The sequence below is a fragment of the Nitratireductor mangrovi genome, assembly GCF_007922615.2.
Classification (GTDB): domain Bacteria; phylum Pseudomonadota; class Alphaproteobacteria; order Rhizobiales; family Rhizobiaceae; genus Mangrovimarina; species Mangrovimarina mangrovi.
Map to the genome: position 1 here is coordinate 2,844,317 of NZ_CP042301.2, position 23,094 is coordinate 2,867,410.

General features: G+C 63.3%; 18 protein-coding genes. 5 read left to right on the plus strand and 13 right to left on the minus strand.

The window, feature by feature from the left end:
• Position 1: 1 nt before the first annotated feature.
• From FQ775_RS13895 to FQ775_RS13905, 3 genes are all read right to left on the minus strand, one after another.
• Positions 2–1,915 carry an ABC transporter substrate-binding protein gene (locus FQ775_RS13895; protein WP_146301315.1) on the minus strand — a complete coding sequence of 638 codons (1,914 nt, stop codon included), beginning with the start codon at positions 1,913–1,915 and terminating at the stop codon, positions 2–4.
• Entirely contained in the window at positions 1,912–3,804 is a 1,893-nt protein-coding gene (locus FQ775_RS13900) for an ABC transporter ATP-binding protein (protein WP_146301316.1), read from the minus strand. The genes FQ775_RS13895 and FQ775_RS13900 overlap by 4 nt, the downstream gene beginning before the upstream one ends.
• Positions 3,805–3,943: 139 nt before the next feature.
• Positions 3,944–4,534 carry a histidine phosphatase family protein gene (locus FQ775_RS13905; protein WP_146301317.1) on the minus strand — a complete coding sequence of 197 codons (591 nt, stop codon included), beginning with the start codon at positions 4,532–4,534 and terminating at the stop codon, positions 3,944–3,946.
• Positions 4,535–4,617: 83 nt separating this feature from the next.
• Between FQ775_RS13905 and FQ775_RS13910 the strand changes: the two genes are divergently transcribed.
• Complete coding sequence (locus FQ775_RS13910; RefSeq protein ID WP_206064751.1) at positions 4,618–7,098, plus strand: mechanosensitive ion channel family protein; 2,481 nt, start codon at positions 4,618–4,620, stop codon at positions 7,096–7,098.
• A 22-nt stretch (positions 7,099–7,120) separates the two neighbouring features.
• Complete coding sequence (locus FQ775_RS13915; protein ID WP_146301318.1) at positions 7,121–7,969, plus strand: FkbM family methyltransferase; 849 nt, start codon at positions 7,121–7,123, stop codon at positions 7,967–7,969.
• On the opposite strand, the gene FQ775_RS13920 is transcribed toward FQ775_RS13915, so the two are convergent.
• From FQ775_RS13920 to FQ775_RS13935, 4 genes are all read right to left on the minus strand, one after another.
• The gene (locus FQ775_RS13920) at positions 7,970–9,529 is read right to left on the minus strand and encodes a carbamoyltransferase C-terminal domain-containing protein (protein ID WP_146301319.1); all 1,560 of its coding nucleotides are present in this window, start codon (positions 9,527–9,529) and stop codon (positions 7,970–7,972) included.
• 166 nt (positions 9,530–9,695) lie between these two features.
• Positions 9,696–13,478, minus strand: coding sequence for a methionine synthase (gene metH / locus FQ775_RS13925; protein ID WP_146301320.1), 3,783 nt, complete (start codon positions 13,476–13,478; stop codon positions 9,696–9,698).
• A gap of 216 nt (positions 13,479–13,694) precedes the next feature.
• Positions 13,695–14,273 (minus strand): copper chaperone PCu(A)C, encoded by a 579-nt coding sequence (locus tag FQ775_RS13930; RefSeq protein WP_146301321.1) that lies wholly within the window; start codon positions 14,271–14,273, stop codon positions 13,695–13,697.
• An 81-nt stretch (positions 14,274–14,354) separates the two neighbouring features.
• A complete protein-coding gene (locus tag FQ775_RS13935; protein ID WP_146301322.1) occupies positions 14,355–14,756 on the minus strand; it encodes a hypothetical protein in 402 nt (133 codons plus the stop codon).
• A 197-nt stretch (positions 14,757–14,953) separates the two neighbouring features.
• On the opposite strand from FQ775_RS13935, the gene FQ775_RS13940 reads away from it, so the two are divergent.
• The 3 genes from FQ775_RS13940 to FQ775_RS23980 all read left to right on the plus strand — a co-directional run bounded on the left by FQ775_RS13940 (position 14,954) and on the right by FQ775_RS23980 (position 18,002).
• Entirely contained in the window at positions 14,954–16,402 is a 1,449-nt protein-coding gene (locus tag FQ775_RS13940) for an MATE family efflux transporter (RefSeq protein ID WP_146301323.1), read from the plus strand.
• A gap of 143 nt (positions 16,403–16,545) precedes the next feature.
• Positions 16,546–17,235, plus strand: a complete 690-nt coding sequence (locus FQ775_RS13945; RefSeq protein ID WP_146301324.1) for a helix-turn-helix transcriptional regulator — start codon at positions 16,546–16,548, stop codon at positions 17,233–17,235.
• A 2-nt stretch (positions 17,236–17,237) separates the two neighbouring features.
• Positions 17,238–18,002 (plus strand): helix-turn-helix transcriptional regulator, encoded by a 765-nt coding sequence (locus FQ775_RS23980; RefSeq protein WP_246730127.1) that lies wholly within the window; start codon positions 17,238–17,240, stop codon positions 18,000–18,002.
• Between the two features lie 18 nt (positions 18,003–18,020).
• On the opposite strand, the gene FQ775_RS13955 is transcribed toward FQ775_RS23980, so the two are convergent.
• Genes FQ775_RS13955 through motA form a run of 6 tightly spaced genes read right to left on the minus strand, consistent with a single transcriptional unit; the run spans position 18,021 to position 23,078 of the window.
• Positions 18,021–18,455: a hypothetical protein gene (locus FQ775_RS13955; protein ID WP_146301325.1), complete on the minus strand. Its 435-nt coding sequence runs from the start codon at positions 18,453–18,455 to the stop codon at positions 18,021–18,023.
• The gene (gene flhB / locus FQ775_RS13960; protein WP_146301326.1) at positions 18,455–19,540 is read right to left on the minus strand and encodes a flagellar biosynthesis protein FlhB; all 1,086 of its coding nucleotides are present in this window, start codon (positions 19,538–19,540) and stop codon (positions 18,455–18,457) included. The genes FQ775_RS13955 and flhB overlap by 1 nt, the downstream gene beginning before the upstream one ends.
• A gap of 53 nt (positions 19,541–19,593) precedes the next feature.
• Complete coding sequence (locus FQ775_RS13965) at positions 19,594–20,634, minus strand: flagellar motor switch protein FliG (protein ID WP_246730128.1); 1,041 nt, start codon at positions 20,632–20,634, stop codon at positions 19,594–19,596.
• Between the two features lie 7 nt (positions 20,635–20,641).
• Positions 20,642–21,214, minus strand: a complete 573-nt coding sequence (fliN, locus tag FQ775_RS13970; RefSeq protein ID WP_146301327.1) for a flagellar motor switch protein FliN — start codon at positions 21,212–21,214, stop codon at positions 20,642–20,644.
• Positions 21,215–21,256: 42 nt separating this feature from the next.
• Positions 21,257–22,201, minus strand: coding sequence for a FliM/FliN family flagellar motor switch protein (locus tag FQ775_RS13975; protein WP_167812978.1), 945 nt, complete (start codon positions 22,199–22,201; stop codon positions 21,257–21,259).
• A 1-nt stretch (position 22,202) separates the two neighbouring features.
• Positions 22,203–23,078 carry a flagellar motor stator protein MotA gene (motA, locus tag FQ775_RS13980; RefSeq protein WP_146301329.1) on the minus strand — a complete coding sequence of 292 codons (876 nt, stop codon included), beginning with the start codon at positions 23,076–23,078 and terminating at the stop codon, positions 22,203–22,205.
• Positions 23,079–23,094: the final 16 nt, after the last annotated feature.

Genomic DNA, 23,094 nt, shown 5'->3' on the forward strand with positions numbered 1-23,094 from the left:
CCTAGTCCCCTGCCGAAAACCAGAAGGTATCCGGCATGTAGACGCCGAAATAGGCGACCGGGGAGAAGGCGTAGATGCCCTCATCCGGAACGTTATTGAGGCTCTTGCGCACGACGACCGGCTGCAGGACGCCGTTGACCGTACCGATCGTGTAGACTTGGTCGGTGTAGATCGCCAGCATCTCGTGCCAGATCGCCCGCCGCTCCTCCGTCGTCGACGAGGTCCGCCATGACTGGAACAGTTCGGATAGTTTCTGCACCTCGGGCAAATCCGCCATCTCGCCGGCCTTGCCGCCGGTCTCGACATACTGCCCCCATTTCGGCCAGTTGCCCTGGACCGACGAGACCGGAGCGAGTTCCTCGGGCGGCATGTCGGCCGTCGCCAGCCCGATATTGAGCCCGCTCCAGATCGACATCATGGTGTCGCCGGCCAGGAAGCGCCGACGCAGATTGTCAAGCTGCATGGCACGCGGGAAGACCTTGATGCCGATCGCCTTCCAATACTCACTGACCAGCTGCGTGACATCACTCTCCTCGGTACCGCCTGCCATCTCGATGATGATCTCGGCGGGTCGACCATCGGGAAGCTTCCTGATCCCGCCGTCACCGCGCTCGAGCCCGATCTCGTCAAGCAACTTGTTCGCCAACTCGACATCGTGCTGCGCCCAGGCCTGATCGTACTCCGGCTTGAACAGCGGCGAGCCCTCCAGCACGGTATTGGCCGCCGGGTGGGCGAGCCCGAAATAGAACTGCTGGTTGATTTCCTCGCGATTGATGGCCAGCGACAAGGCCCTGCGGAAACGGACGTCACGGAACAGCTCGCGCCACCCCGCATCGTTGACGTTCAGATTCGGCAGGTAGGCGACCTGGGAACCGGTTCCGTCGCGCCATAGCTTGACCTCGAAATTGTGCGCCTCGCCGCCCTGCTTCAGGAACGTGTAGTTGTCGAAACGCAGGTAGCGCGCCTGAAGGTCGCTGTCGCCGCTGCCGGTCTTGGCCGGGATGATGTCCTCCGAGCTGATGCCCATGAAGATCTCGTCGATATAAGGCAGCTGGTTGCCGGCGGAATCGGCACGGTGGAAATAAGGGTTGCGCTTGAAGAGAAAGCGTTCCGCCGGCGGCGGCGTGGTGTTCATCCACGGTTCCAGCGTCGGCAGGTCCGGATTCTCCGGCCGGTAGGCACGCGCTTTGACGGTATGCAGCGCCACCCAGTCGCGCACGGCAGCCTCGGCAACCTTGGCGTCGAGTTCGGCCGCGTCGGTATGCTTCTTGTGGAATTGCCGCAGGTAGTGGGCTGGCACGGCGATGTAATTCGGGCTGGCGCCGGCCAGCGACGGCAGGAATTGCGGGTTCGGTTTGGACCAGGTGTAACGTACCGTCAGGTCGTCCACGACCTCGAAGACCGGTGGTTCGCCGTCGACGAGCATGACCTGCGACGGGCCGCTGCGCGATAGATCGGGGTCGGTTTCGACATCTTCCCACGAATAGCGGAAGTCTTCGGCCGTGAAAGGATGACCATCCGACCAGCGATGGCCGGGCCTCAGCTTCAGTGTGAAGATGCGGCCTTCCTCGACCTCGAAGCTTTGCAGGATGTCGGGAACCAGATCCAGATTGTCGTTGAAGCCGACAAGCCTCGAATAGCCGTAGATCGTCATCATGCGGATGTCTTTGGCGTTCGACATCAGCATCGTCAGGGTGCCGCCGTAGCGCCCCGGCGACTTGCCCTGCGCCGAGAGATCGATGACGCGGGGATCGTCGGGAAGACGTTCGGCCATGGGCGGCAGTTCGCCGCTGGCGACGGCCTCCTTCAAGGCCGGCGGCTCTTCCGCCGCGGCGGATCCTGCCTGCGCGGCAACCAACAGTATCGAGGACAGGAAGAGGACGCGGACGCCCAATCGCGTGGCAAGCGAACTCATGCTGGTATCCTTTCGGGAGACGGAAGCGCCCGGGCAAGCACAAGATGACCCTTTCTGACCGGAATGAGCGACATCTCCCCTGCGTCGCTTTCCGGCTTGAATTCGTCCGGCCAGTCGGCGGTCGGATCGCCCTCCTCACTACCCTGCCGTGCAAAATCGAGCTTGTGATCGAGGCGCACAGTCGGCACGGCGCTCAAGAGTTTTTGCGTGTAGGGATGGACGGGGCGTGCAAAAAGCGTCTCGCAATCGGCGATCTCCACGATCTGGCCGCGCCGCATCACCGCGATGCGGTCGGCGATATACTTCACCACAGCGAGGTTGTGGGAAATGAAGATCATCGTCAGGCCGAGGTCCTTCTGTAGCGCCTTGAGCAGGTTGAGGATCTGCGCCTGGACCGAAACGTCCAATGCCGACACTGGCTCATCACAGATCAGAAGGTCCGGAGACAGCGCCAGAGCCCGTGCGATACCGATGCGTTGGCGCTGGCCGCCCGAGAAACTGTGCGGGTAGCGGTTGAGCTGACTTGTCTGCAAACCGACCAGAGCCATCAGTTCCCTGGCATTTTCCACATTGCGCCGTGTGTCCGACATGCCGTGGATTTCCAGTGGTTCGCACAGCGTGTTGAGAACGGTCGAGCGCGGACTGAGCGAGCCGAACGGATCCTGAAAGACAATCTGGATGCGCTTGCGGAAGTCCTTGAGCGCCCTTCCCTCAAGATCCAGCACGTTGCAGGACATGTTGCCGTTGTCGAAGTCGATCTTGCCGCCGTCTGCTGAGATCGCGCGCATGATCAGCTTGCTGATCGTCGACTTGCCGCAGCCGCTCTCGCCGACAATGCCAAAGCACTCGCCCGGCATGACGTCGAAGCTGACGTCGTTGACCGCCAGCAGCGAGCGGTTTGCGCCGCCAAGCCAATTGCCTGCCTTGATCGTGTAGGTCTTGGACAGGTTGCGCACTGAAAGCAGCGGACCTTCGATACGGTCGAAGTCGCGCTTTTCGCCCTGCATCGATTTGGGGATGACATGCTCGCTCTCACGCAGAGCGACCAGCCTCTGCCCGCGCTCCATATCGAGATCGGGCACAGCCTTCATCAGAGCACGCGTATAGGCATGGCCCGGCTTCTCGAACAGGTCCTCAAGTGGTCCCGCCTCGAGGATCTGACCGTGGTAGATTACCACAACTTCGTCGGCCATGTTGGCGACGACGCCAAGGTCGTGGGTTATCAGGAGCAGCGACATGCCAAGCTTGCTTTGCAAAGACTTGAGCAACCCCAGCACCTGAGCCTGCACTGTCACGTCGAGCGCCGTCGTTGGCTCATCGGCGATCAAAAGCGCCGGTCGGCAGATCAGCGCCATGGCGATCATGGCGCGCTGCCTCAGACCGCCCGAAAGCTCCATAGGGTACATGTCGTAGGCGCGCGAGGGATCGGGGAACCCCACCAGTTGCAGCATCTCCTCGGTGGTCTTGCGCGCCTCGGACTTCGCCACGTCGCGATGAAGGACAAGCGCCTCTTCGACCTGGTCACCGATCCTGTGCAGGGGCGACAGCGACGTCATCGGCTCCTGAAAGATCATGGCAAGACGGGCGCCTCGCAGCGCCTGCATCTCCGCGCCCCTGTCGTCAAGTGCGGCAATGTCGATGTCCTTGCCGGGAGACGCGGGATCGCGAAAACGTATGCTGCCGCCAGTGACGCGCGCGACACGCGGCAGGATACCCATGATCGATTGGGCGATGATCGACTTGCCGGACCCGGATTCGCCAACCAGCGCAACCGTCTTGCCCGCGGGCACGCGAAAGCTGACGCCTTTCACGACTTCAAGACTGGTTCGCTGTATGGCGATCGAGACACTTAGGTTCTCGATCCGCAGCAAGTCTTCCCTGGCGTTCACGCCCGATTCCCCCGATCGCGCCCTGCCCTTGATCCTACGATCGCCCGGCACAGTAGAGACGTTCCAAATTTTTGCAATTCGTCAGCAACGCCGCAAGAGGCCAATCGGCTCGGCGCCGCTTCGGCCGGCATACTTTGCGTCAAAGAACGCGCAGACCGTCGAGACCGCAAGCAAAGATCGCATCATGGCCGATCGGCGCGCGGACGGCGTCGGTGCGTTCCATGCCGGCGTAGAGCGCGAGCAGAACCCGCATGTTGCCGCTGTGCGTGACGACCAGCGTCGGATCGTCCTCGGCGCGTTCGCTGACAAAGGACTGCATTGCCGCGGCAAGATCATCGAAGCTTTCCCCACCAGGTGGCGCGAACCCCCATCGGTCCTGCTTGCGCGAACGCCTTTCTTCAGGAAACCGCGCCTTGACCTCCAGCGTCGTCAGGCCTTCCCAACTACCGAAACCCGCCTCGCGCAGCCTGACGTCCCGTTCGATCGCCAGACGCGGCAGGCCGAGGACATCGCAAGCGACCTCCGCCGTTGCGACGGCACGCTCCAAAGGCGAGGTGACGATCGCGCCTGGCAGACCGTCGACCCGCCCATCACGGACGAGTTCCGTGAGCCTTTGCGCACATTGCTCGGCCTGTATCCGCCCCTCGCGTGACAATGGAATGTCACTGCGGCCCTGGAACCGCCCTTCGGCGTTCCAGCGCGTGGCACCATGGCGGATTGCGTAGAACATGGTTTTGAACTTAGTTTATCGTCACTTCGCGCCGATATGTGGCATGTATCCGATCAAGGAAGAAGCGCGGAAAAACACCCTCGATGACACTTTGCAGCAGTTTCGCCCCCTGCCCAGCATGGCGTCGTCTCGCCATTGGCCTCGCACTGACGCTGGCGGCAGCGCTGTTCTGCGCTGCGCTGCCCGCCACCCAAGCGCTCGCGCAAACCGAAGCCGAGACTCAGGCCGATCGTGCAGCGCTCGACGCCTTCCTGGAGGCCGCGCGTGGCGACGGCTCGACCATCATCATCGTGCAGCCGGACGGCTCGAAGGATGAGACGGCAGGCGACATGCCGATGACCATGGCTCTTTCGGGCAAGAGCCTGTTGGAAGCCCGCGCCAATTTGCGCCGCATGATCGCCAATGGCCAAGTGTTCCTCGAAAACCTGCCGCAGTCGCTTAAGGCGGCAAGCCCGAACGGGGCGGCGACCTGGTTCTTCCTTGCGGCAGCGACGGCAATAGGCGGCCTTGTCGCCGGACACTATGTCTTTCGCCTGATAACGCGTTGGGGACGCGATCACTTTCGCGCTCTGTATGACGAAAACGAGCAAAGACGGTCTGGCAAGCTCGCTTACCTGCTGGCGCGCGCTGGCTGGATGCTACTGAGCGCCGGGGTCATGTTCGTCACGGCGATCCTGGTCGCCGTCATTTTCGATTCAGGTCATGAACCGTCGCGCGCGACCATCTTCGTTATTGTCTCCACCTACGTGGTCTATCGTATCCTGCGCGGCGTCGTTTTCTGGAATTTCTTCGCGCCGACCTCCTCCGCCCACCGGTTGGTGAACCTGTCCGACGCCCAGGCCCAGAGCCTGTTCCGGCACTGGGCAGCCGCACTCGCCGTCGGCGCGATCATCATCGGGCTGTGCCGTTGGGTCCAGATACTCGGCGCCAACGGCGCCGAGGCCGGAACGGCGATGGCACAGATCAATGACGACGCCCATCGCCTGGCGTTCATCGTCGGCCTCTTCGTGTGCGCGGCCCTTCTCGCCCTACTAGCCATAATCCATCGCCGCGAGCTCAAGGCCATCATCCTGGGGCCAGGAGAGGTGAAGGAAAAACCCGGCTGGCTGCGTACCATCGCCTTTACCGCCCTGCCGCTGATCCTGCTTTATCTCGCACTCGCCTGGTTCGTGAGTTCGGTACGCCTGACGCTCGGACTGCCGGGCGGCTACATCCCGGTGCTGGCACCGATCATCGTCTTTGTCGTTGCGATTTTCGCCTATGCGGTTGCCGCCTATCTGATCGAGGTGATTTACGAACGCCGCGCCGCCGCCCACGAGCGCCGCGAATTGGCGCGGCTTGAGGCCGAAAGGCGGGCTTGGGAGCGAACGCAGGCCAGTCGTGAAATGATGTCGGAGCTCAGCGAGGAAACACAAGAGGTTCTGGAGGAAGGCGCTGAGATGACGATGATGCATTCCGTTTCCGCGCCAGATTCGCAGATTCGGCCGTATTTTCCCGCTTTCAAGCGCTTTTTCGAGAATTGTGTCGCCGCGACCATCCTCGTCGTGTCTGCCGGCGAACTCTCCCGGCTCTGGGGTGTCGATATCGGCCGCGACGGCGGCCACCCGCTCGCCTCAGCCTTGGATATCCTGTTGGTCGCCATCATCGCCGCCTCGGCCTATCGGGCCGTCAATGGCTATATCGACCACAGGATCGTCGAAGAGGGCGGCACGCTGGACGACGAGCCCTTCAATCCCGGCGAAGGCGACAGCGAAGGGGGCAAGGGCCAGTCGCGCCTTGCGACACTGTTGCCGATCGCCCGCAACGTTTTCGTGTCGTTCATCCTGGCCGCAGCCGCCATGGTTGGGCTTGCCAGCCTCGGCGTCGATATCGGGCCGCTCTTCGCCGGCGCCGGCGTCGTTGGCATTGCCATCGGCTTCGGCGCCCAGACTTTGATCCGCGACATCTTCTCCGGCGCCTTTTTTCTGATCGACGACGCCTTCCGCAAGGGTGAGTATATCGAGATCGACAATGTGAAGGGCGTGGTCGAGAAGATCTCGATGCGGTCCTTCCAGCTCCGCCATCATCTCGGCGCCGTCCACACCGTGCCGTTCGGTGAGATCCACCAGCTCACCAACTATTCGCGCGACTGGGTGATGATGAAGTTGCCGCTGCGGCTGACCTACGACACCGATGTCGAGAAGGTCCGCAAGCTGGTCAAGAAGCTCGGCCAGCAGCTGCTCGATGACGAGGTGGTGGGTTCACTGTTCCTTCAGCCGCTGAAGTCGCAGGGTGTCTATTCGATGGAAGACTCGGCGATGATCGTTCGCGTCAAGTTCATGACGCGGCCGGGCGACCAGTTCGTCACCCGGAAAGTGGTGTATGCCGCGATCCGGGACCTGTTTCACAAGGAAGGCATCCGCTTTGCCCATCGCGAGGTAACGGTGCGGCTCGCCGACGGCACCAAGGCCAGTGAACTGACCGAAGAGCAGAAGGAGGCGATCGCCGGCTCGGTGCGCTCGGCAATCGAGGAGCCTGGCAAAGACGGGCGGGATTCCGGCAAGTCGGCTGCCGCCGCGCTGTGAACATCCGCCCGAGACATTGCCGATGAAGAAACCGAAAGCACCGCTCGACGACACGACGCCGTTCGGGCAGTGCGCGCCCAGCATCGCAGCGTGGGCCGCCTGGAAGCTCGCCACAAGCCCTGCGCTCACAAGCCAGCAGCGTCGCGCGGTCCGCAGGAGGATAGCCAGCCCCTGGCCCGGGCCGTTCGACGTCACGGTGCGTGATATCAGGTTCCGTACCTACCCGACGGAAAACCGTGACGACCGAATTTTGCTGGGGCGGCGCGCTATGCCGGAGCCTGCCGAGATGGCGCTGATCAAACCGTTCCTCGAACCGCGAGCGGTCTTCGTCGACATCGGCGCAAACGTCGGCACCTATTCAATGTGGGCCGCCCGGCGATTAGGCGCGGAAGGGACGGTGCTGGCCTTCGAACCGCATCCGCGCACCTTCGCCAAGCTCAACTTCAACATCGCCGCCAACAGGCTTTCGAACGTCACGGCGAAGAATCTGGCCGTGGCGCGCAAAGACGGCACGATGACGCTTTACGACGACGGCGGCGGCAATATCGGGCATGCGTCGCTGCTGGAACAAGGCGCCGGCATAGTTCGCGACGGTCGCGTGGTCGCCGTCCGTCCGCTTGCCGCGGTCGCGAGGGAGGAGGGCCTGGAGCGCATCGACTTGCTCAAGGTCGATGTCGAGGGTTTTGAAGACCAGGCGTTGCTGCCCTTCTTCGAAGAAGCCGATGGAACGCTATGGCCAAAGGCCATCCTCATTGAAACGGTGCTCGCCAACCTCTGGGAAAAAGACTGCCTCTCCGTGCTTGCCGACAAGGGGTATGTCCGCCGTGCCGAAACCGCCGAGAACGTGCTGCTCGAACGTCGGTCGCGCTGATCAGCAGCGGCGGTAAAACGTATTGCCGACAACAAAGCCGTCGAGCCCGGTATCACGCGCATAAGCGGCAAGGTCGCTCATGCGGTTGATGAAGCCGCGGCCGGAAAAATTGAGCGAAGTGTTGCAGAGCACGCCGTAGCCGGTGGTGTTCCTGAATTCGGTCAGAAGCGCATGCATCTGCGGGTTTTGTATCTCTGTAATGGTCTGCGCCCGCGCCGATCCGTCGACATGGGTGACCGCCTTCAGCGCATCTGTCTTCACGCGCTGGAAGAAGAGCATATGCGGGCTCGGCCCGTGATGCTCGAAATGGCGGTCAAGTTCCTCCTCGAGCAGGATCGGCGCGATCGGGCGAAATCCCTCGCGCTTCTTGATCTCATTGAGGTGCTTGTGGGTCTCGGCGGTGAAAGGCGCGGCGATCAGCGAGCGGTTCCCCAGCGCCCGCGGCCCGATCTCGTAACGGCCCTGCACCCAGGCGAAGATCGCGCCCTCGGCCAGCAGCCGGACGATCTCGGCATCGTCGCGCGGTTTCGCCTCGAAACCCGAGAGGTCGGCCGCGTCATGCTCGAACGCCTCGCCGGCATAAACCGTCCAGTCGATCTTGGCATGGCCGGTGAGCCGCCACTGCGCATCGGCGGCGGTACCGATCGCCGAGCCGGAATCGTTGGTGCAGGGCTGCACGAAGACATCCGCGAACAAGCCCGACCCGATCCACTCGCTGTTCCAGTCGCAATTGAGACCGCAACCACCCGAGACCAGCAGCGGCAGGCCATCCCTCATCTCGCGCTTCGCGAAATCGGCGAACCGCTGAAAGATCTCGTCCTGGAACCGTCGGGCAAGGTTGCGGAAATCCTGGCTGTCCAGCCCGATGTCGCAGAACGGCGTGTCGGTGAAGTCGGCCTTGCGCAACGGCGCGGCGACCGCATCCCAAGCGATCAGCCTTTTGATCAGCGCCCGCTCCTCCGGCGTCTCGGTCGTGTCGTGGCCGTAGCCTGCGATCGCCATCAGCTTGCCGGCGTCTTCGCGCCGCGACTTGCGCGCGTCGACCGGCAACGTCGGATCGGCCAGGCCGTAAAGAAAGCCATATTTGTGGCCAGGCCCGGACATCGGCGTGCCGAGCTTCGTGATGCGGAGATTTTCATCGATGCGGTAGAAGCTGCCGATCACGCCTTCCCAGACCAGCGCGTAGCAGGGCTGCCCCTGCTCGAAAGGCGACATGGCGTAGCTGCCGAGAATGTGCGACCGCTCGTGCGAGGAGGAGAAATAGCGGATGTCGCGACCCTGGAAGCGATAGGGCCGTTCGATGGTACCGACCTCGCTTTCGCCGAAATAGCCCGCGCCGATCGGATCAGCCATGGGCCGAAACGACCGCAGCCAGCCAGAGACCGCCACCACGTCCGGCACGCCTTCGGTCAGCGAAAGCCCGTGCATCATCAGTTCCGGCGTGATCGGCCCGTAGCGGGGACCCGAATCCTTCTCAGCCTCGATCGAGAAGGCGAGGTGCCCGTCGTCCAGCATGGCGACATGGCCGTCATGGCCGGGCTTGTAGGCGAAGATTTTCATGAAGGCTCCGGGCGGGCGGTCGGCAAGGATGGGTAGACAGTACGCGCGTCCATGTCCAGACGCGGACCGCCTCAAGCTATCTGGTACAGATAGCTTGCCGCTACCAGCCGTTGGACGCGGACGCGTCTCACATCGCCATAGCCCGGAAGTCAGCCTCTCACAGGGCCTATTCGGCGGCCTCGGCGAAGTTCTTCGGCGTGTAGTTGAGGATCGGCCCGAGCCAGCGCTCGACCACCGCGACATCCATGCCCTTGCGCGCGGCGTAGTCCTCGACCTGGTCACGCTCGACCTTGGCGACGCCGAAATAGTAGCTCTCCGGATGGGCGAGATAGAGCCCCGACACCGAAGAGCCGGGCCACATGGCGAAGCTCTCCGTGAGCTTGACGCCGATACGCTCCTCTGCGTCGAGCAGGCTGAACAGCGTCGCTTTCTCGGTGTGATCCGGCTGCGCCGGGTAGCCCGGCGCCGGGCGGATGCCGCGATAGGGTTCGCGGATGAGTTCCCCGGGCGTGAAGGTTTCGTCGGGAGCATAACCCCAGAACTCCTTGCGCACCCGCTCGTGCATACGCTCGGCGAAGGCCTCGGCGAAGCGGTCGGCAAGCGCCTTGACCATGATCGATGCGTAGTCGTCATTGGCGCGCTCGAAACGCTCGGCGATCGCCACCTCTTCGATGCCCGCGGTCACGACGAAGCCACCGACATAGTCGGCCTTGCCGCTGTCTGCCGGCGCGACGAAATCGGCCAGCGCCATGTTCGGTTTGCCGTCGCGCTTGGCGAGTTGCTGGCGCAACGTGAACAGCGTGGCAAGCTCGTTTTCGCGCTTGTCGTCGGTGAACAGGCGGATGTCGTCACCGACCGCATTGGCCGGCCAGAAGCCGATCACCGCCTTGGGCGCGAACCACTTTTCCTCGATGATCTGCTTCAGCATCTGCTGCGCGTCGTCGAAGAGCTGGCGCGCCGCTTCGCCTTGCTTTTCGTCCTCGAGTATCTTGGGATAGCGCCCCTTGAGTTCCCAGGTCTGGAAAAACGGCGTCCAGTCGATGTGCTCGGCAAGTTCCGCCAGATCCCAGCTCTCGAATACTTTCGTGCCCAGGAAGGACGGCGCCGGCGGCTCGTAGGAAGACCAGTCCGCCTTGAACGCATTTTCCCGCGCCGCGGGCAATGGCATGCGGCGCTTGGCCGCTTCGTTACGCTCATGCGCGTCGGCGACTTTCTTATATTCGGCCTGCACGGTCTCGACATAGCCCGCCTTCGCGTCGGGCGACAGCAGGCTCGAGACCACGCCGACCGCACGGCTGGCATCGTTGACGTGGATCGCCTGGCTGCGATCGTATTGTGGATGAATCTTCACCGCCGTGTGGACGCGGCTGGTCGTCGCGCCGCCGATCAGAAGCGGCACGTCGAAGCCCTCGCGCTCCATCTCGGCGGCGACATGCACCATCTCGTCGAGCGACGGCGTAATCAGGCCGGAAAGGCCGATGATGTCGACCTGTTCCTTGCGCGCGGTTTCAAGAATCCTGGTCGACGGCACCATGACGCCGAGATCGATGATCTCGTAATTGTTGCAGGCGAGCACTACACCGACGATGTTCTTGCCGATGTCGTGGACGTCACCCTTCACAGTAGCGAGCAGCACCTTGCCGGCGCTCTTCCTTTCCTCCCCGCTTTCGCGCTTTTCCGCTTCCATGTAGGGCAGCAGATAGGCGACGGCCTGCTTCATGACGCGGGCTGACTTGACCACCTGCGGCAGGAACATCTTGCCGGAGCCGAAGAGGTCGCCGACGACGTTCATGCCAGCCATCAGAGGGCCTTCGATGACGTGCAGCGGACGCTCTGCCGCAGCGCGGGCCTCCTCGGTGTCGGCCTCGATGTATTCGGTGATACCGTTGACCAGCGCATGCGAGAGACGCTTTTCGACCGGCCACTCGCGCCAGGCGAGGTCCTTTTCCTTCGCTTCCTTGCCGCCGGCGCCGCGGAAACGTTCGGCGAGTTCGAGCAGGCGCTCGGTCGCGCTTCCGCCCGCCTTCGGCTTGCGGTTGAGAACGACGTCCTCGCAGGCCTCGCGCAGTTCCGTGTCGATCGTGTCGTAGACCGCGAGCTGCCCGGCGTTGACGATACCCATGTCCATACCCGCCTGGATGGCGTGGTAGAGGAACACGGCGTGCATGGCCTCGCGCACCGGCTCATTGCCGCGGAACGAAAAGGAGAGGTTTGAGACGCCCCCGGATACATGCACATGCGGCAAGTTGGTGGTGATTTCACGGGCCGCCTCGATGAAGTCGACACCGTAATTGTCGTGCTCCTCGATGCCGGTGGCGACCGCGAAGATGTTGGGGTCGAAGATGATGTCTTCCGGCGGAAAGCCGACCGTTTCGGTGAGCAGCTTGTAGGCCCGTGTGCAAATCTCGACCTTGCGCTTCTTCGTATCGGCCTGGCCCTTCTCGTCGAAGGCCATGACCACGACGGCGGCGCCGTAGGCCCGGCACAGCCGCGCCTGCTCGAGGAAGCTTTCCTCGCCTTCCTTGAGAGAGATCGAGTTGACCACCGCCTTGCCCTGCACGCACTTCAGGCCTGCCTCGATCACCTCCCATTTGGAGGAATCGATCATGATCGGCACGCGTGCGATGTCAGGCTCGGAAGCGATGAGGTTGAGATATTCGACCATGACGGCAGCCGAATCGATCAGGCCCTCATCCATGTTGACGTCGATCACCTGGGCACCGTTCTCGACCTGATCGCGCGCCACGTCCAGCGCGGTGGCGTAGTCGCCGGCCGTGATCAGCTTGCGGAAGCGGGCCGAGCCGGTCACATTGGTGCGCTCGCCGACATTGACGAAGGGAATGTCGTCACTGAGCGTGAACGGTTCCAGGCCCGACAGGCGCATGCGCGGCTCGATCTCGGGCAACTCGCGCGGCGGATGTTTCGAAACCGCGTCAGCAATGGCGCGGATGTGCTCGGGCGTCGAGCCGCAGCAGCCGCCGACGATGTTGACCAGGCCTTCGCGGGCGAACTCCTCGACCTGCTCCGCCATGAATTCCGGGCTCTCGTCATATTCGCCAAAGGCGTTCGGCAGGCCGGCATTCGGATAGGCGCAGGTAAAGGTGCCGGCGGCCCCGGACAGTTCGGCCAGGTGCGGGCGCATCTGGGCCGCCCCGAGCGCACAATTGAGGCCGACCGTGAACGGCCGCGCGTGCCGGACGGAGTTCCAGAACGCCGTCGGCGTCTGGCCGGAAAGCGTGCGTCCCGATAGGTCGGTGATCGTGCCGGAGATCATGATCGGCAGCTCGATCTCCTTTTCGGCGAAAATCTCGAAACACGCAAAGATCGCTGCCTTGGCGTTGAGCGTGTCGAAGATCGTCTCGATCAGCACGATGTCGGCGCCGCCATCGATCAGGCCGCGCAGCTGCTCGGCGTAGGCCAGGCGCAGATCGTCGAAGGTGACGGCGCGGAAACCGGGATTATTGACGTCGGGCGAGATCGAGGCAGTGCGGTTGGTCGGCCCGAGCGCGCCGGCAACGAAGCGGCGGCGACCGTCCTGCTTCTCGGCGCGCGTCGCGGCGCGCCTGGCAAGCCGCGCGCCGTCGCGGTTGAGTTCGTAGACCATTTCCTCCATGCCGTAGTCGGCCTGGGCGATCGATGTCGAAGAAAACGTGTTGGTTTCTAGGATGTCGGCGCCGGCGAGTGCGTATTCGAGGTGAATCTCCTCGATTGCCTTCGGCTGCGAGAGGATCAGGAGGTCGTTGTTGCCCTGCTGATGGCAGGCGCAGCCGGCGAACTGCTCGCCGCGATAGTCGTCCTCACCGAAGCCGAGCGCCTGGATGCGCGTACCCATGGCACCGTCGAGGACGAGGATGCGCTCGCGTGACGCCTTCTCGATTGCTTCGCGGATTTCGTTGCCGCTGCGCTTGGCCGCAAGCGGACCGAACAGCGCGTCAAGGCTGGAGGCCATAAACTGTCTACTCTCGTGACTGTGTTCCGGAACTGCCGAATAGTCACATAAGGATATCTTTATGTCAACATGACGTCGCTTTCAGATACGACGCTGTCGCAATCAGCCGATACACCCCACGCCCGTCGAAAGGCGCGGGGTGCTGGCAAGCCGCCAGTGATTGTGGTTGCTGCCTTCGATCCGCCGGAGAAAGGGCGCCCTGCCCGAAGGCCGGCGTCAGCCGTCGTGGTTGCTGTGACCGCCCTTCTTCATGCCGTGGCCACCATGGCCGCCGCCCATGCCGGTAACCTCGAAAGTGACCGACACGTCGCCGGCCTTCTCGAAGCTCAGCGTGGCGGCAAAGCTCTCGCCTTCCTTGGGGCGAGACTTCAGTCCCAGGAACATGAGATGATAGGAACCCGGCTTGAGCTCCACAGTCGCACCGGCTGGGACTTCCAGCCCATCGGCAAGCGGGCGCATGGTCATGACCCCCTTGTCATCGACGCCCATCTCATGGACCTCGCCACGCTCGGAGATCTCAGAAGCTACGGCCACAAGGCGATCCGCCTCGCTGCCCTCGTTGCGGATCAGCGCGAAGCCGCCGGCTACCTTTGCCCCTTCAGGCGTTTCTCTTGACCAGGCATGTTCGACGACAACATCTCCGGCCAGCGCCGGCGCGGCAAAAAGTGAAAGGCCGCCGGTAAAAAGGAATGCCAGCGACAGCACCACGACATGGGCCTGCTCATCGATTCTGGCGAGGAAGGACCGTCGGGGTTTGATCGAAATGGCGCGCACGGCGCGCGGGAATATGAACATGTTCTTGCTCCACACTCGGATTCCGGGCGTTAAGAAGCCCGGCACTTTCGTATGTGTTGGCGGGCCGCGACGCGGCCGGTCTCACGCCGTCCGCGGTGGAGCGCGCGGATTGCCTGGCTCGCCACGGCTACGCTGGGCAAGCGTTGGAGCAGGTAGCGTAACGATCGTAACCGTATCCGCATGCAAAACGGTTGGAGCCTTCGGTACCTCCCCCCAAGCCAAAACCGGCGCAAACATGGCGCATGCCGACAGGCAGCATTCGGGCGAATGGTGGTCAGCACCCCCTTCAGCAGGCGAGCCGACATCAGTGCTGGTGATACAAAGAGGATTGCCGAAGGCGTCAAGCGCCAACGGCGCTGCGCTGGCTCCCGAGATGAAGCCAGAAATGGCGGCTTGCAGGACGAGCAGATAGGCCGCGACCAGCGCGATCCCGAAGCCCGATCCCCTGCGCCGAACCTTCACAGTTGGTTCCTCCTCGGCCATGCGGCCACAACTCCGTTCCTAGCATCCCCCGTCGCGGCCGCAAATCCGGTTTCCTTCCTGTGCGACCAAATACACGCCTGTGCCAATCGAAAAGCTCCCGAGCCGCTTGTGGCACCGTCTGTCATTAGGCAAGAGCCAGTTCCAATCGATGCGGTCGATGCGGCCTGGCGCCGGCATCCCGCGAAGCGAGGCCAACAATGGTCAGACCGGCGAATTTTGCCGCCGCGCCCGCTGCGGTGGCTGGCGGCAGCCCGTGGCGCACCGAGGTGCGCGCGACGCTCGCGCTTGCCTGGCCGATGGTTTTGACCAATCTCGGCCAGAACGCCATGACCGCGACCGACGTCATGATGATGGGCAGGCTCGGCCCGATCACGCTTGGCGCCGGCACGCTCGGCTGGAGCCTCTATTTCGCGCCGATGATTTTCGGGCTCGGGCTGATCCTCGCCACGGCGCCGATGATCGCGAGCGAGATCGGCCGCAAGCGCCACTCCGTGCGCGACGTGCGCCGCACAGTGCGCCAGGGACTATGGATCGCCACAACGGTCTCGCTGCCGATCTGGGCGCTGCTCTGGTTTGCCGAACCGCTGCTGCTCCTGATGGGACAGCAGCCGCAACTCGCCGCCGAGGCCGGGCGCTACATGATCTGGCTGCAATGGGCGGTGCTGCCGTTCTATTGGTATATCGTCCTGCGCTCTTTCATGTCCGCGCTGGAGCGGCCGGGCTGGGCGCTGGTGGTGACATTCGTCGCGGTTGCCTTCAACGTCTTCGCCAACTGGTGCCTGATGTTCGGCAATCTTGGCTTTCCGGCGATGGGGATCGCCGGATCAGGGCTTGCGACCACTTTGTCGAGCTTCTTGATGTTTGCGGGCGTTGCAATGATCGTCAGTATCGAAAGGCAATTCCGGCGCTACCGCCTGTTTGGCCGGTTCTGGCGCGCCGACTGGCCGCGTTTTGTCGCGCTGGCACGGCTCGGCCTGCCGATTGGCGCCATCCTGCTTTTCGAGGTCTCGATCTTCAACGCGGCCGCCATCCTGATGGGCCTGATCGGGGCAACGGCCCTGGCGGCGCATGCAATCGCGATCCAGATCGCGTCGCTTTCCTTCATGGTGCCGATGGGTATTTCGCAGGCCGTCACCGTGCGCGTCGGCCGCGCCTATGGCGGTGGCGACAACGACGGCATCACCCGCGCCGGCTGGACATCGTTCTGGCTCGGCGTCGGCTTCATGGCCCTGATGGCGCTGTTGATGATCACGGTTCCCGATCTGCTGATTCGGGCATTTATCGATATTCGCGCGCCCGAGAACATCGCGGTCGCGGAACTGGCCGTAAGCTTCCTGGCCTTCGCGGCGCTGTTCCAGATCTTCGACGGCGCCCAGGCCGTGGGCGGCGGCATGCTGCGCGGCCTGCACGACACCAAGGTGCCCATGGTGATGGCTGCCATCGGCTATTGGGGAGTTGGCCTGCCGCTCGGTGCATTGCTCGCGTTCCGATACGGCATGGACGGAGCAGGTATATGGCTCGGCCTGTCGAGCGGCCTCGCCGTGGTCGCGGTCCTGCTTCTGTGGCGCTGGCTTCGTCGCGACGACCTCGGGCTGACCCGCCAGCCCGAAATCGCTCTCGAAAGCGGTGGAAACCACAGGATTTGACTGCTTGACCCGATTCCACGCGCGTGGAAATCGTTGAGCATGTTCACTGATTCGCACTGCTTTGCTCCGACGCCGTTGTTCGCAGCGCAGCCTGTCGCGCGCATGGCAGTGTCCGCCCACAGGGGTACGGCAGCGAGGCTGAGATGAGCGCCGCCAGACGCACGCTTTCACGCGAAACGCTGGCCCTGATCTCTCGCGTAGAGACCCGCGGCGAGCTTTCAGCCTGCCTAGCAGCGATCGCCGCCGAGGTTGGTGCCGACCACTACCTCCTGCTTGGGACGGTGCTGGAGCATGGCGGCGAACGCGTCCACGTCATTGCGTCGAACTGGGTCTACGACACGATCCAAATCGTGGGCCCGGAAGGCCTGGCGGTACTGGCGTCGGATCGCGCCGCCGCCCCCGTTGGCGAAGCCGTCTCGCACCTCTCGATGACGGCTCCCGGCCTCGGCGACGTTCTTGCCAGCCACGGCCATGTCGAAATCTGCTGCGTACGGCTGCATGCCGCTTCACAGCGCTGCCAGGCGCTGTTTTCGGCCGGAAAGGAAGACGGCCTCGACGTCGACCTCCTGTCGCAGGCTCAGCTTGCCTGCTGTTATCTCCTGTCGCGGGTTTCGCCTGAACTCCTGGGCGCGCCGCCGCCGGATTCGCTTTCCGAACGCGAGCGCGAATGCCTTCGCTGGGTGTCGGAGGGCAAGACCACGGGCGAGATCGCCATGATCGTCGGGGTTAGCGCGAACACGGTGAACAGCTATCTCGCCAACGCCATCCAGAAATATGGCGCGAGCAATCGGGCGATGGCGATCGCCACCGCCATTCGCAGCGGGGCGATTTGACCATGCGGTCACCGCCCGAAAAACGCCATGACGAGAAAACCGGTGCGGGCTTTGCATCGGCAGCCAGCGGCCTCGACGTCACCCCGAACAACGTGGCCGTGGTCCTGGAAACGGTGCGCGGCGCCCGGCGCCTGTCGGCCGACGCGTCAGCATCCTTCTACGGGGTCTATGTGGAAACACGCGACCGCGCGGTCCCGGGCCTTGCCACCGCGTTCGACCGCGAGTTCCCACGGACGTCGGACCTGTCGCGCATCCTGTGCGGAGCGTCCGGCGCCGTCTGGATGGCGACACGAACGCGTTCGTTGGAGCCGGTATGGTGGTACTGCGAGACCGGCGCCCATCAGTGCCCGGCCTTTCCGCTGTTGTCGATCGCCCGCAAGGGGCCGGCGCTGACGCCCGACCTGCCTGGCATCGCGCTGCCGGTTTTCGCCGACGGTGGTGTTGGTGGCCTCGTGGTCCTGGCCGGTCGCGACATGGCGATCGACGACGCCATCGTCTGCGACCTGCATATCCGTGCCTTTGCTCTTTTCAGGGCTGTTGCCCGCCTGCGCCTGTCGCAACTCGATGGCACGCCGCCGGTCTCTAGCCGCGAACTGCAGTGCCTGACATTGACCGCCGACGGCAAGACCAGCGACGAAATCGCCGCCGAACTCGGTCTTTCAGTGCATACCACCAACCAGTATCTGGCGACCGCCACGCACAAGCTGAATGCCATGAGTCGCACTCACGCTGTCGCCAGGGCGTTGCGGCTTGGGCTGATAGACTGAAGGATTTACCGGTCGCGCTCAGAAGTCGAGCGGTTCGGTGCGCCTGATCCGCGATTCCTGCAGGGCACTCGCCAGATAGCGCGTGTTTTCCGCCGGGTCGGGCGACGGGTCGTCCAGCGCGACATATCCGATATCCACGCCAGCCTTGAGCGCGCTCATGTTGAGCGTGAAGTAGATGGTCGCGCCCTTGGGCCGCAATTGCAGGTCGAGATTGACGGTCGGTTCGCCGGACCAGCCGACATCGACCTCGCCGCCGTGCCCGAAGCGTAGCGTACCGGGCATGAAATAGAGTTCGGCCGCCGATTCGACGATATCGGAGAGGTTGGCGTAGTGCTCGAGGCGGATGTAGGCGATGTAGTCGGCGACATCGACCAGGCGCAATTCCGAGACCACTTCGCGGATCGCCTCGGCGACGATGATTTCGCGTGCGGAGGTCTGCGGCTGGCGGTTCATCAGTGCAACTTGCCCGTCTTCTTGCCGTTCTGGCTGTGGATGATGCGGATGAGCTCCGCGACCGCCTCGTAGAACTGAGGCGGGATCATGCTATCGACCGAAACTTGTTTGAAGATGGAACGCGCAAGCGCGACATCTTCGAAGACGGGGATGTCGTGCTCCTCGGCGATCTCGCGTATCTTCAGGGCGATGAGATCCTGTCCTTTGGCGACCACGACGGGAGCCGCGTTCTCCTCGCGTACATAGCGCAACGCCACCGAGAAGTGCGTTGGATTGGCCACGACCAATGTGGCGCGCGGGACGGCCGCCATCATGCGCTGGCGCGCTCGGTCGCGTGCCAGCGAGCGCATGCGTGACTTCAGGATCGGGTCGCCCTCGGCCTGCTTGACCTCGTCCTTGACCTCCTGCTTGGTCATGCGCAGCTCCTGGAGCCAGTGATAGCGCGACCATAACAGGTCGGCGGTGGCGATGATGATCATCGCCACTGTCACCGTGCCGACAAGCTGTACAGCCATCTCGCGAATGACATGCCCGAAGCCCATCGGATTGGTGATCATGCCTTCGAGCAGCCTGATATCGGCGTCGCGCATGACGAAAAACAGGAAGATCGCGGTGAAGAGCACCTTGCCAAGCGACTTCAGGAACTCCACGAAACCCTTGATGCCAAACACACGCTTCCACCCGGAGATCAGCGAGATGCGTGAGAATTTCGGCATGACGCGATTGCCGACGAATCGCGGGATGTTCTGGAAAACCGAGGCCGTGATGCCCGCGACGACGAGCAGGAACATCACCAAGACGATCGCCCGCGCGATTTCCATGAACACGGCCTGATACAGCGAAATCGCGTCGAGCTCGGTCTCGAGCCGCCACTCTTCCGGCCGCTCGATGAACACAGAAAGGAAACCGGCAAGCCTGATGCTGGTGTCGTAGGCGAAGAAGAAGACGAAAATCGATATGGCGATGAAAGACGCCAGGATCGGAGCCTCGCGGGAAAAGGGCTGATTGCCTTTCTCGATGCTGTCACGGATTTTCTTTTCCGTGGCCGGCTCGGTTTTGCTGTCCTTGTCCTGTTCTTCGGCCATCGGCCAACCGACCTCTCATCGTCCCCGGCGGCGCGTCGCGGACAATTCGCCCGTCAGGCGGCGACCTGGGTGGAAGGCAGCTCGATCTTGCCTTCCTTGGCCAGACGGATGGCGGTCGCCGCGATCGACCGCCGGGCATTGATGATGTCCGGCTGAGTCACATTGTCAGCTTCCATGGAAAGTTCGGATTCGATCATGCGCCGCGAGCGAACCCCCAGCGCGGACAGGACCGCTTCCGTGACCTGGTTGTCGGCCTTGCGCAGCGCCAGTGTCACGACCTCCGTTGAAAGGCCGTCGAAGAGCGCAAGCCGCGCCTTCTGGCTCAGCAGCGGCAGATCCTCGAACGAGAACAGCTGCGCGCGGATCGCCTTCACGTCCGCCGATCCGGCCGTTTCCATGTCGGCCAAAAGCTCGTCGAGTTCGGCTTTTTCCATCTCGTTGAGCACGGTGGCGACCTTGGCCTGGCCTTCGGTGGAAGACTTCTTGGCACTGTCGCCGAGGAGCCGCGTGCGCAGCTGATTCTCGATGATCCGCAGGGCCGCGGGCTTCACCGAGCCCATCGAGACCATGCGCTTGGCCGCCTCGCCGCGCTGCGGCTTGGGCATTGCCAGCAGGATGTTGGCGGCGCTGGTGGATGACAGATTGCTCAAGACAAGCGCGGCCGTCTGCGGATGCTCGCCGGCCAGGAAATCTCCGACCTGTTTGGCCTCCAGCGCCTCGATCTGTGGCCAGACCGGCTCCGGCGTATCGCCGACTTCCGCGCCGTACCCCATGATCGCACTGACCTCTTCCGGCGACAGCGATTCGCTCAGGATCTTGTCCATGGTAGCGGCCGAATCCATCAGACCGGCGCCCTCGGCAAACTCGTCCTCGAACTCCGCAATGATCTTTTCGAGCTCGCTCTGCGGGATCGTGCGCAGCTTGCGCGCCGCCTCGATCAGCGACTTCAACTCCTCATGCGCGAAGAATTTCAGCAACCGCCCGGCCGCCGGCTTGCCCATCGCCACCAGGATGGCCGCCGCCTTTTGCGCCCGCGTCAGGTTTTCGGCCGTGGTCCCCCCGGACGACATGGATGGATGCGGATCGAAATCCATCGTTTTCTCAGGACGCCTTGGAGTTCTTGATGATTTCGGTCAGCCGGATGCCAAAACGGGAAGGATCGTTCTCCAGCACGGTGATCTCGCCGCGGGCGATCTTGCGCCCGTTGACGACCACGTCGACCGGCTCGCCGATGCGGCGGTTGAGAGCCACGGTCGCCCCCTTGCGCAGCGACATCAGGTCCGAGACCTGCATCTCGGTGCTTCCGAGCACGATCTGCACGTCGACCGGGATGCTCATGATAACCCCGGAATCGGACTTGCCGCCGGCATCCTGATCGAACTCCGGCAGACCTGCCGAGGCCGCCGGCATCTCTGCGGACGACATATCGGGCATGTCCCCCAGCGGGCTTTCGGACATGTCGGCGAGCGGATTGTCGGCCATGGCGTCAAGCGGGCTGTCTGCCGCCGCATCAAGAGGGTTGGAGGCAAGGTCGAGGCCATCGAGTGGCGACGCCGACGCGGTGTCTCCCGCGTCGTCATCGTCCTCCTTGAGGACACCGCGCAATTCGTCGATCGCCCGGTTCAGATCTTCTTCTTCATCCCCGGCGCTGGCCGGGGCATTGCCCTGGTTCATCGTACGGCTCCGAGGTGGGCCCTGCCGATGAACCGGCTTCCATCATGGAAGTTGCAGGCCATCGATCACGTTCCCTTCTGTATCCCACGGACATTTGATTCGGACAGTGTAGTTTTGTCCAAGGCGGCCAAACTCGCAAACGAACAGTGTCTTGTTCTTGCTCGAAAGCTTCGCCTCCGAGGCCGCGGTCGGGCTAAGCTCGATCACCTGGCCGGTTTGCAGCGCGGCGATCGCCCCGAGGGTCAACTTGCCAAGCGGCATGGTCGCTTCCAGCGTTACCCTGGAACGCATCACCTCCTCCGAAAAACGCGCCGACCAGTCGTCCGAGCGCGAGTTCCCGGCCGGGCTTTCCACAGCTTCGGCGCCATCGCGCGGACGCAGTAGGATACGCTGCGGCATGACCACAACGACGCGGCCGGGCTCGGCCCGCTCCGAGACCGTGAACGTTATCTTGACCGCCGGGCCGTCGCGCAGCGCGATCTTGCGCAACGCTTCACCCGACTGCGCGGGTGAAAGGGGAAAACGGACTTGCAGTGTGCGCTGCCCGAAACCATTGAAGGCGGCCGCGACCTGCTGGATTACGAGGGTCGCGATATCGAGCTCGAGCGATGACAGGTTGCGGGTGATCGGCTGCGGTTCCGCTCCCGGCTCGCCGCCGAAAAGTGCGTCGAGGAAGATCGCTATCGCCATCGGGTCGACCCGGATGACCAGGGCGTCCGGCGAGTTCGCCGACGCCGCCACGACGACCGCGTCATACGGGCCGGCATCGCTTATAGCGTCCTTCATGCGCCCGGTATCGACCGCGCCAAGATCGACCTCCACCGGCTGGCTGGTTCCGTCAGCGAACGCGGCCCGCAGCGGTTTCAAAGTGCGCTCGCCAAGCGCGCGGGCGCTTTCGGCGACCCTGTCCGGCTCGCCGGTGTCGCCGAGCAGACGTTCCAGTATGTCGCTGCCGGGGCTTCCCTGGGCTGGCGCGCCGTCGGCCATGTCAGGCGGCCTTCGCTTCGCCGTGACCGGACGACAACGTGTGCTGCTCGACCGCATCGATCGTCGGGCGATCATAGGAGGAGATCGTCTTGCGGCCGAACTCGAGCGCCACCTGCGGCAGGGCGCCGTTCATGTAGGCGAGCAGGGTCTGTTTGACGATGATGTAGAGCCGATTGCGCTTGTCGCGAACCACCTTGACCTTGGCCGCGATCGGACCCACCACACCGTAGGAAAGGAAGATGCCGAGGAAGGTGCCGACCAGCGCTGCGCCGATCAGCGCACCCAGCACTTCCGGCGACTGGTCGAGCGCGCCCATTGCCTTGATAACGCCGAGCACCGCCGCCACGATGCCGATTGCGGGGAGACCGTCGCCGACCGAAACCAGTGCGTGGTAGGATTTCAGCTTGTCGTGGCGGATGGTGTGGATCTCCTCGTCCATCAGCGCCTCGATCTCGTGCGAACGGGCATTGCCGATGATGATCAGCCGGCAATAGTCGCAGATGAAGTGGGTGAGATCCTTGTTCTTCAGGACGAGCGGATAAGCCTGGAAGATCGGTGACTCGTCGGGATTGTCGATGTGCCCTTCCACCTCGCTGCGCGACTTGGTCTTGAGCTCGCGCATCAAGCTATGCAGGACGCCAAGCGTCTCCAGATAATCGTTCTCGCTGGGCACCGCGTGCTTGAAGGCTTCCAGGATCGCCTTGCCCGCGTCCTTCACCGTGGTCATGGGGTTGCCCACGAGGAAGATGCCAAGCGCGGCGCCGGCGATGATGACGAACTCCCAGGGCTGTATCAGAACGTCGATGTGGCCGCCCATGGCCATGAAGCCGCCAAGCACGCAGCCGAACGTCACGACCAGACCGATGACAATGCCCAAGGATACGCCTCCGCCG

Bases quoted from the DNA above. Each gene is read 5' to 3' on its own strand.
- FQ775_RS13940 (WP_146301323.1), top strand. From the start codon at position 14,954: ATGGTCAGACCGGCGAATTTTGCCGCCGCGCCCGCTGCGGTGGCTGGC.
- FQ775_RS13930 (WP_146301321.1), bottom strand. From the start codon at position 14,273: ATGTTCATATTCCCGCGCGCCGTGCGCGCCATTTCGATCAAACCCCGA.
- FQ775_RS13920 (WP_146301319.1), bottom strand. From the start codon at position 9,529: ATGAAAATCTTCGCCTACAAGCCCGGCCATGACGGCCATGTCGCCATG.
- metH (WP_146301320.1), bottom strand. From the start codon at position 13,478: ATGGCCTCCAGCCTTGACGCGCTGTTCGGTCCGCTTGCGGCCAAGCGC.
- FQ775_RS13975 (WP_167812978.1), bottom strand. From the start codon at position 22,201: ATGGCCGACGGCGCGCCAGCCCAGGGAAGCCCCGGCAGCGACATACTG.
- FQ775_RS13915 (WP_146301318.1), top strand. From the start codon at position 7,121: ATGAAGAAACCGAAAGCACCGCTCGACGACACGACGCCGTTCGGGCAG.
- fliN (WP_146301327.1), bottom strand. From the start codon at position 21,214: ATGAACCAGGGCAATGCCCCGGCCAGCGCCGGGGATGAAGAAGAAGAT.
- FQ775_RS13955 (WP_146301325.1), bottom strand. From the start codon at position 18,455: ATGAACCGCCAGCCGCAGACCTCCGCACGCGAAATCATCGTCGCCGAG.
- FQ775_RS13965 (WP_246730128.1), bottom strand. From the start codon at position 20,634: ATGGATTTCGATCCGCATCCATCCATGTCGTCCGGGGGGACCACGGCC.
- FQ775_RS13945 (WP_146301324.1), top strand. From the start codon at position 16,546: ATGAGCGCCGCCAGACGCACGCTTTCACGCGAAACGCTGGCCCTGATC.
- FQ775_RS13935 (WP_146301322.1), bottom strand. From the start codon at position 14,756: ATGGCCGAGGAGGAACCAACTGTGAAGGTTCGGCGCAGGGGATCGGGC.
- FQ775_RS13905 (WP_146301317.1), bottom strand. From the start codon at position 4,534: ATGTTCTACGCAATCCGCCATGGTGCCACGCGCTGGAACGCCGAAGGG.
- FQ775_RS13910 (WP_206064751.1), top strand. From the start codon at position 4,618: ATGACACTTTGCAGCAGTTTCGCCCCCTGCCCAGCATGGCGTCGTCTC.
- flhB (WP_146301326.1), bottom strand. From the start codon at position 19,540: ATGGCCGAAGAACAGGACAAGGACAGCAAAACCGAGCCGGCCACGGAA.
- FQ775_RS13895 (WP_146301315.1), bottom strand. From the start codon at position 1,915: ATGAGTTCGCTTGCCACGCGATTGGGCGTCCGCGTCCTCTTCCTGTCC.
- FQ775_RS23980 (WP_246730127.1), top strand. From the start codon at position 17,238: ATGCGGTCACCGCCCGAAAAACGCCATGACGAGAAAACCGGTGCGGGC.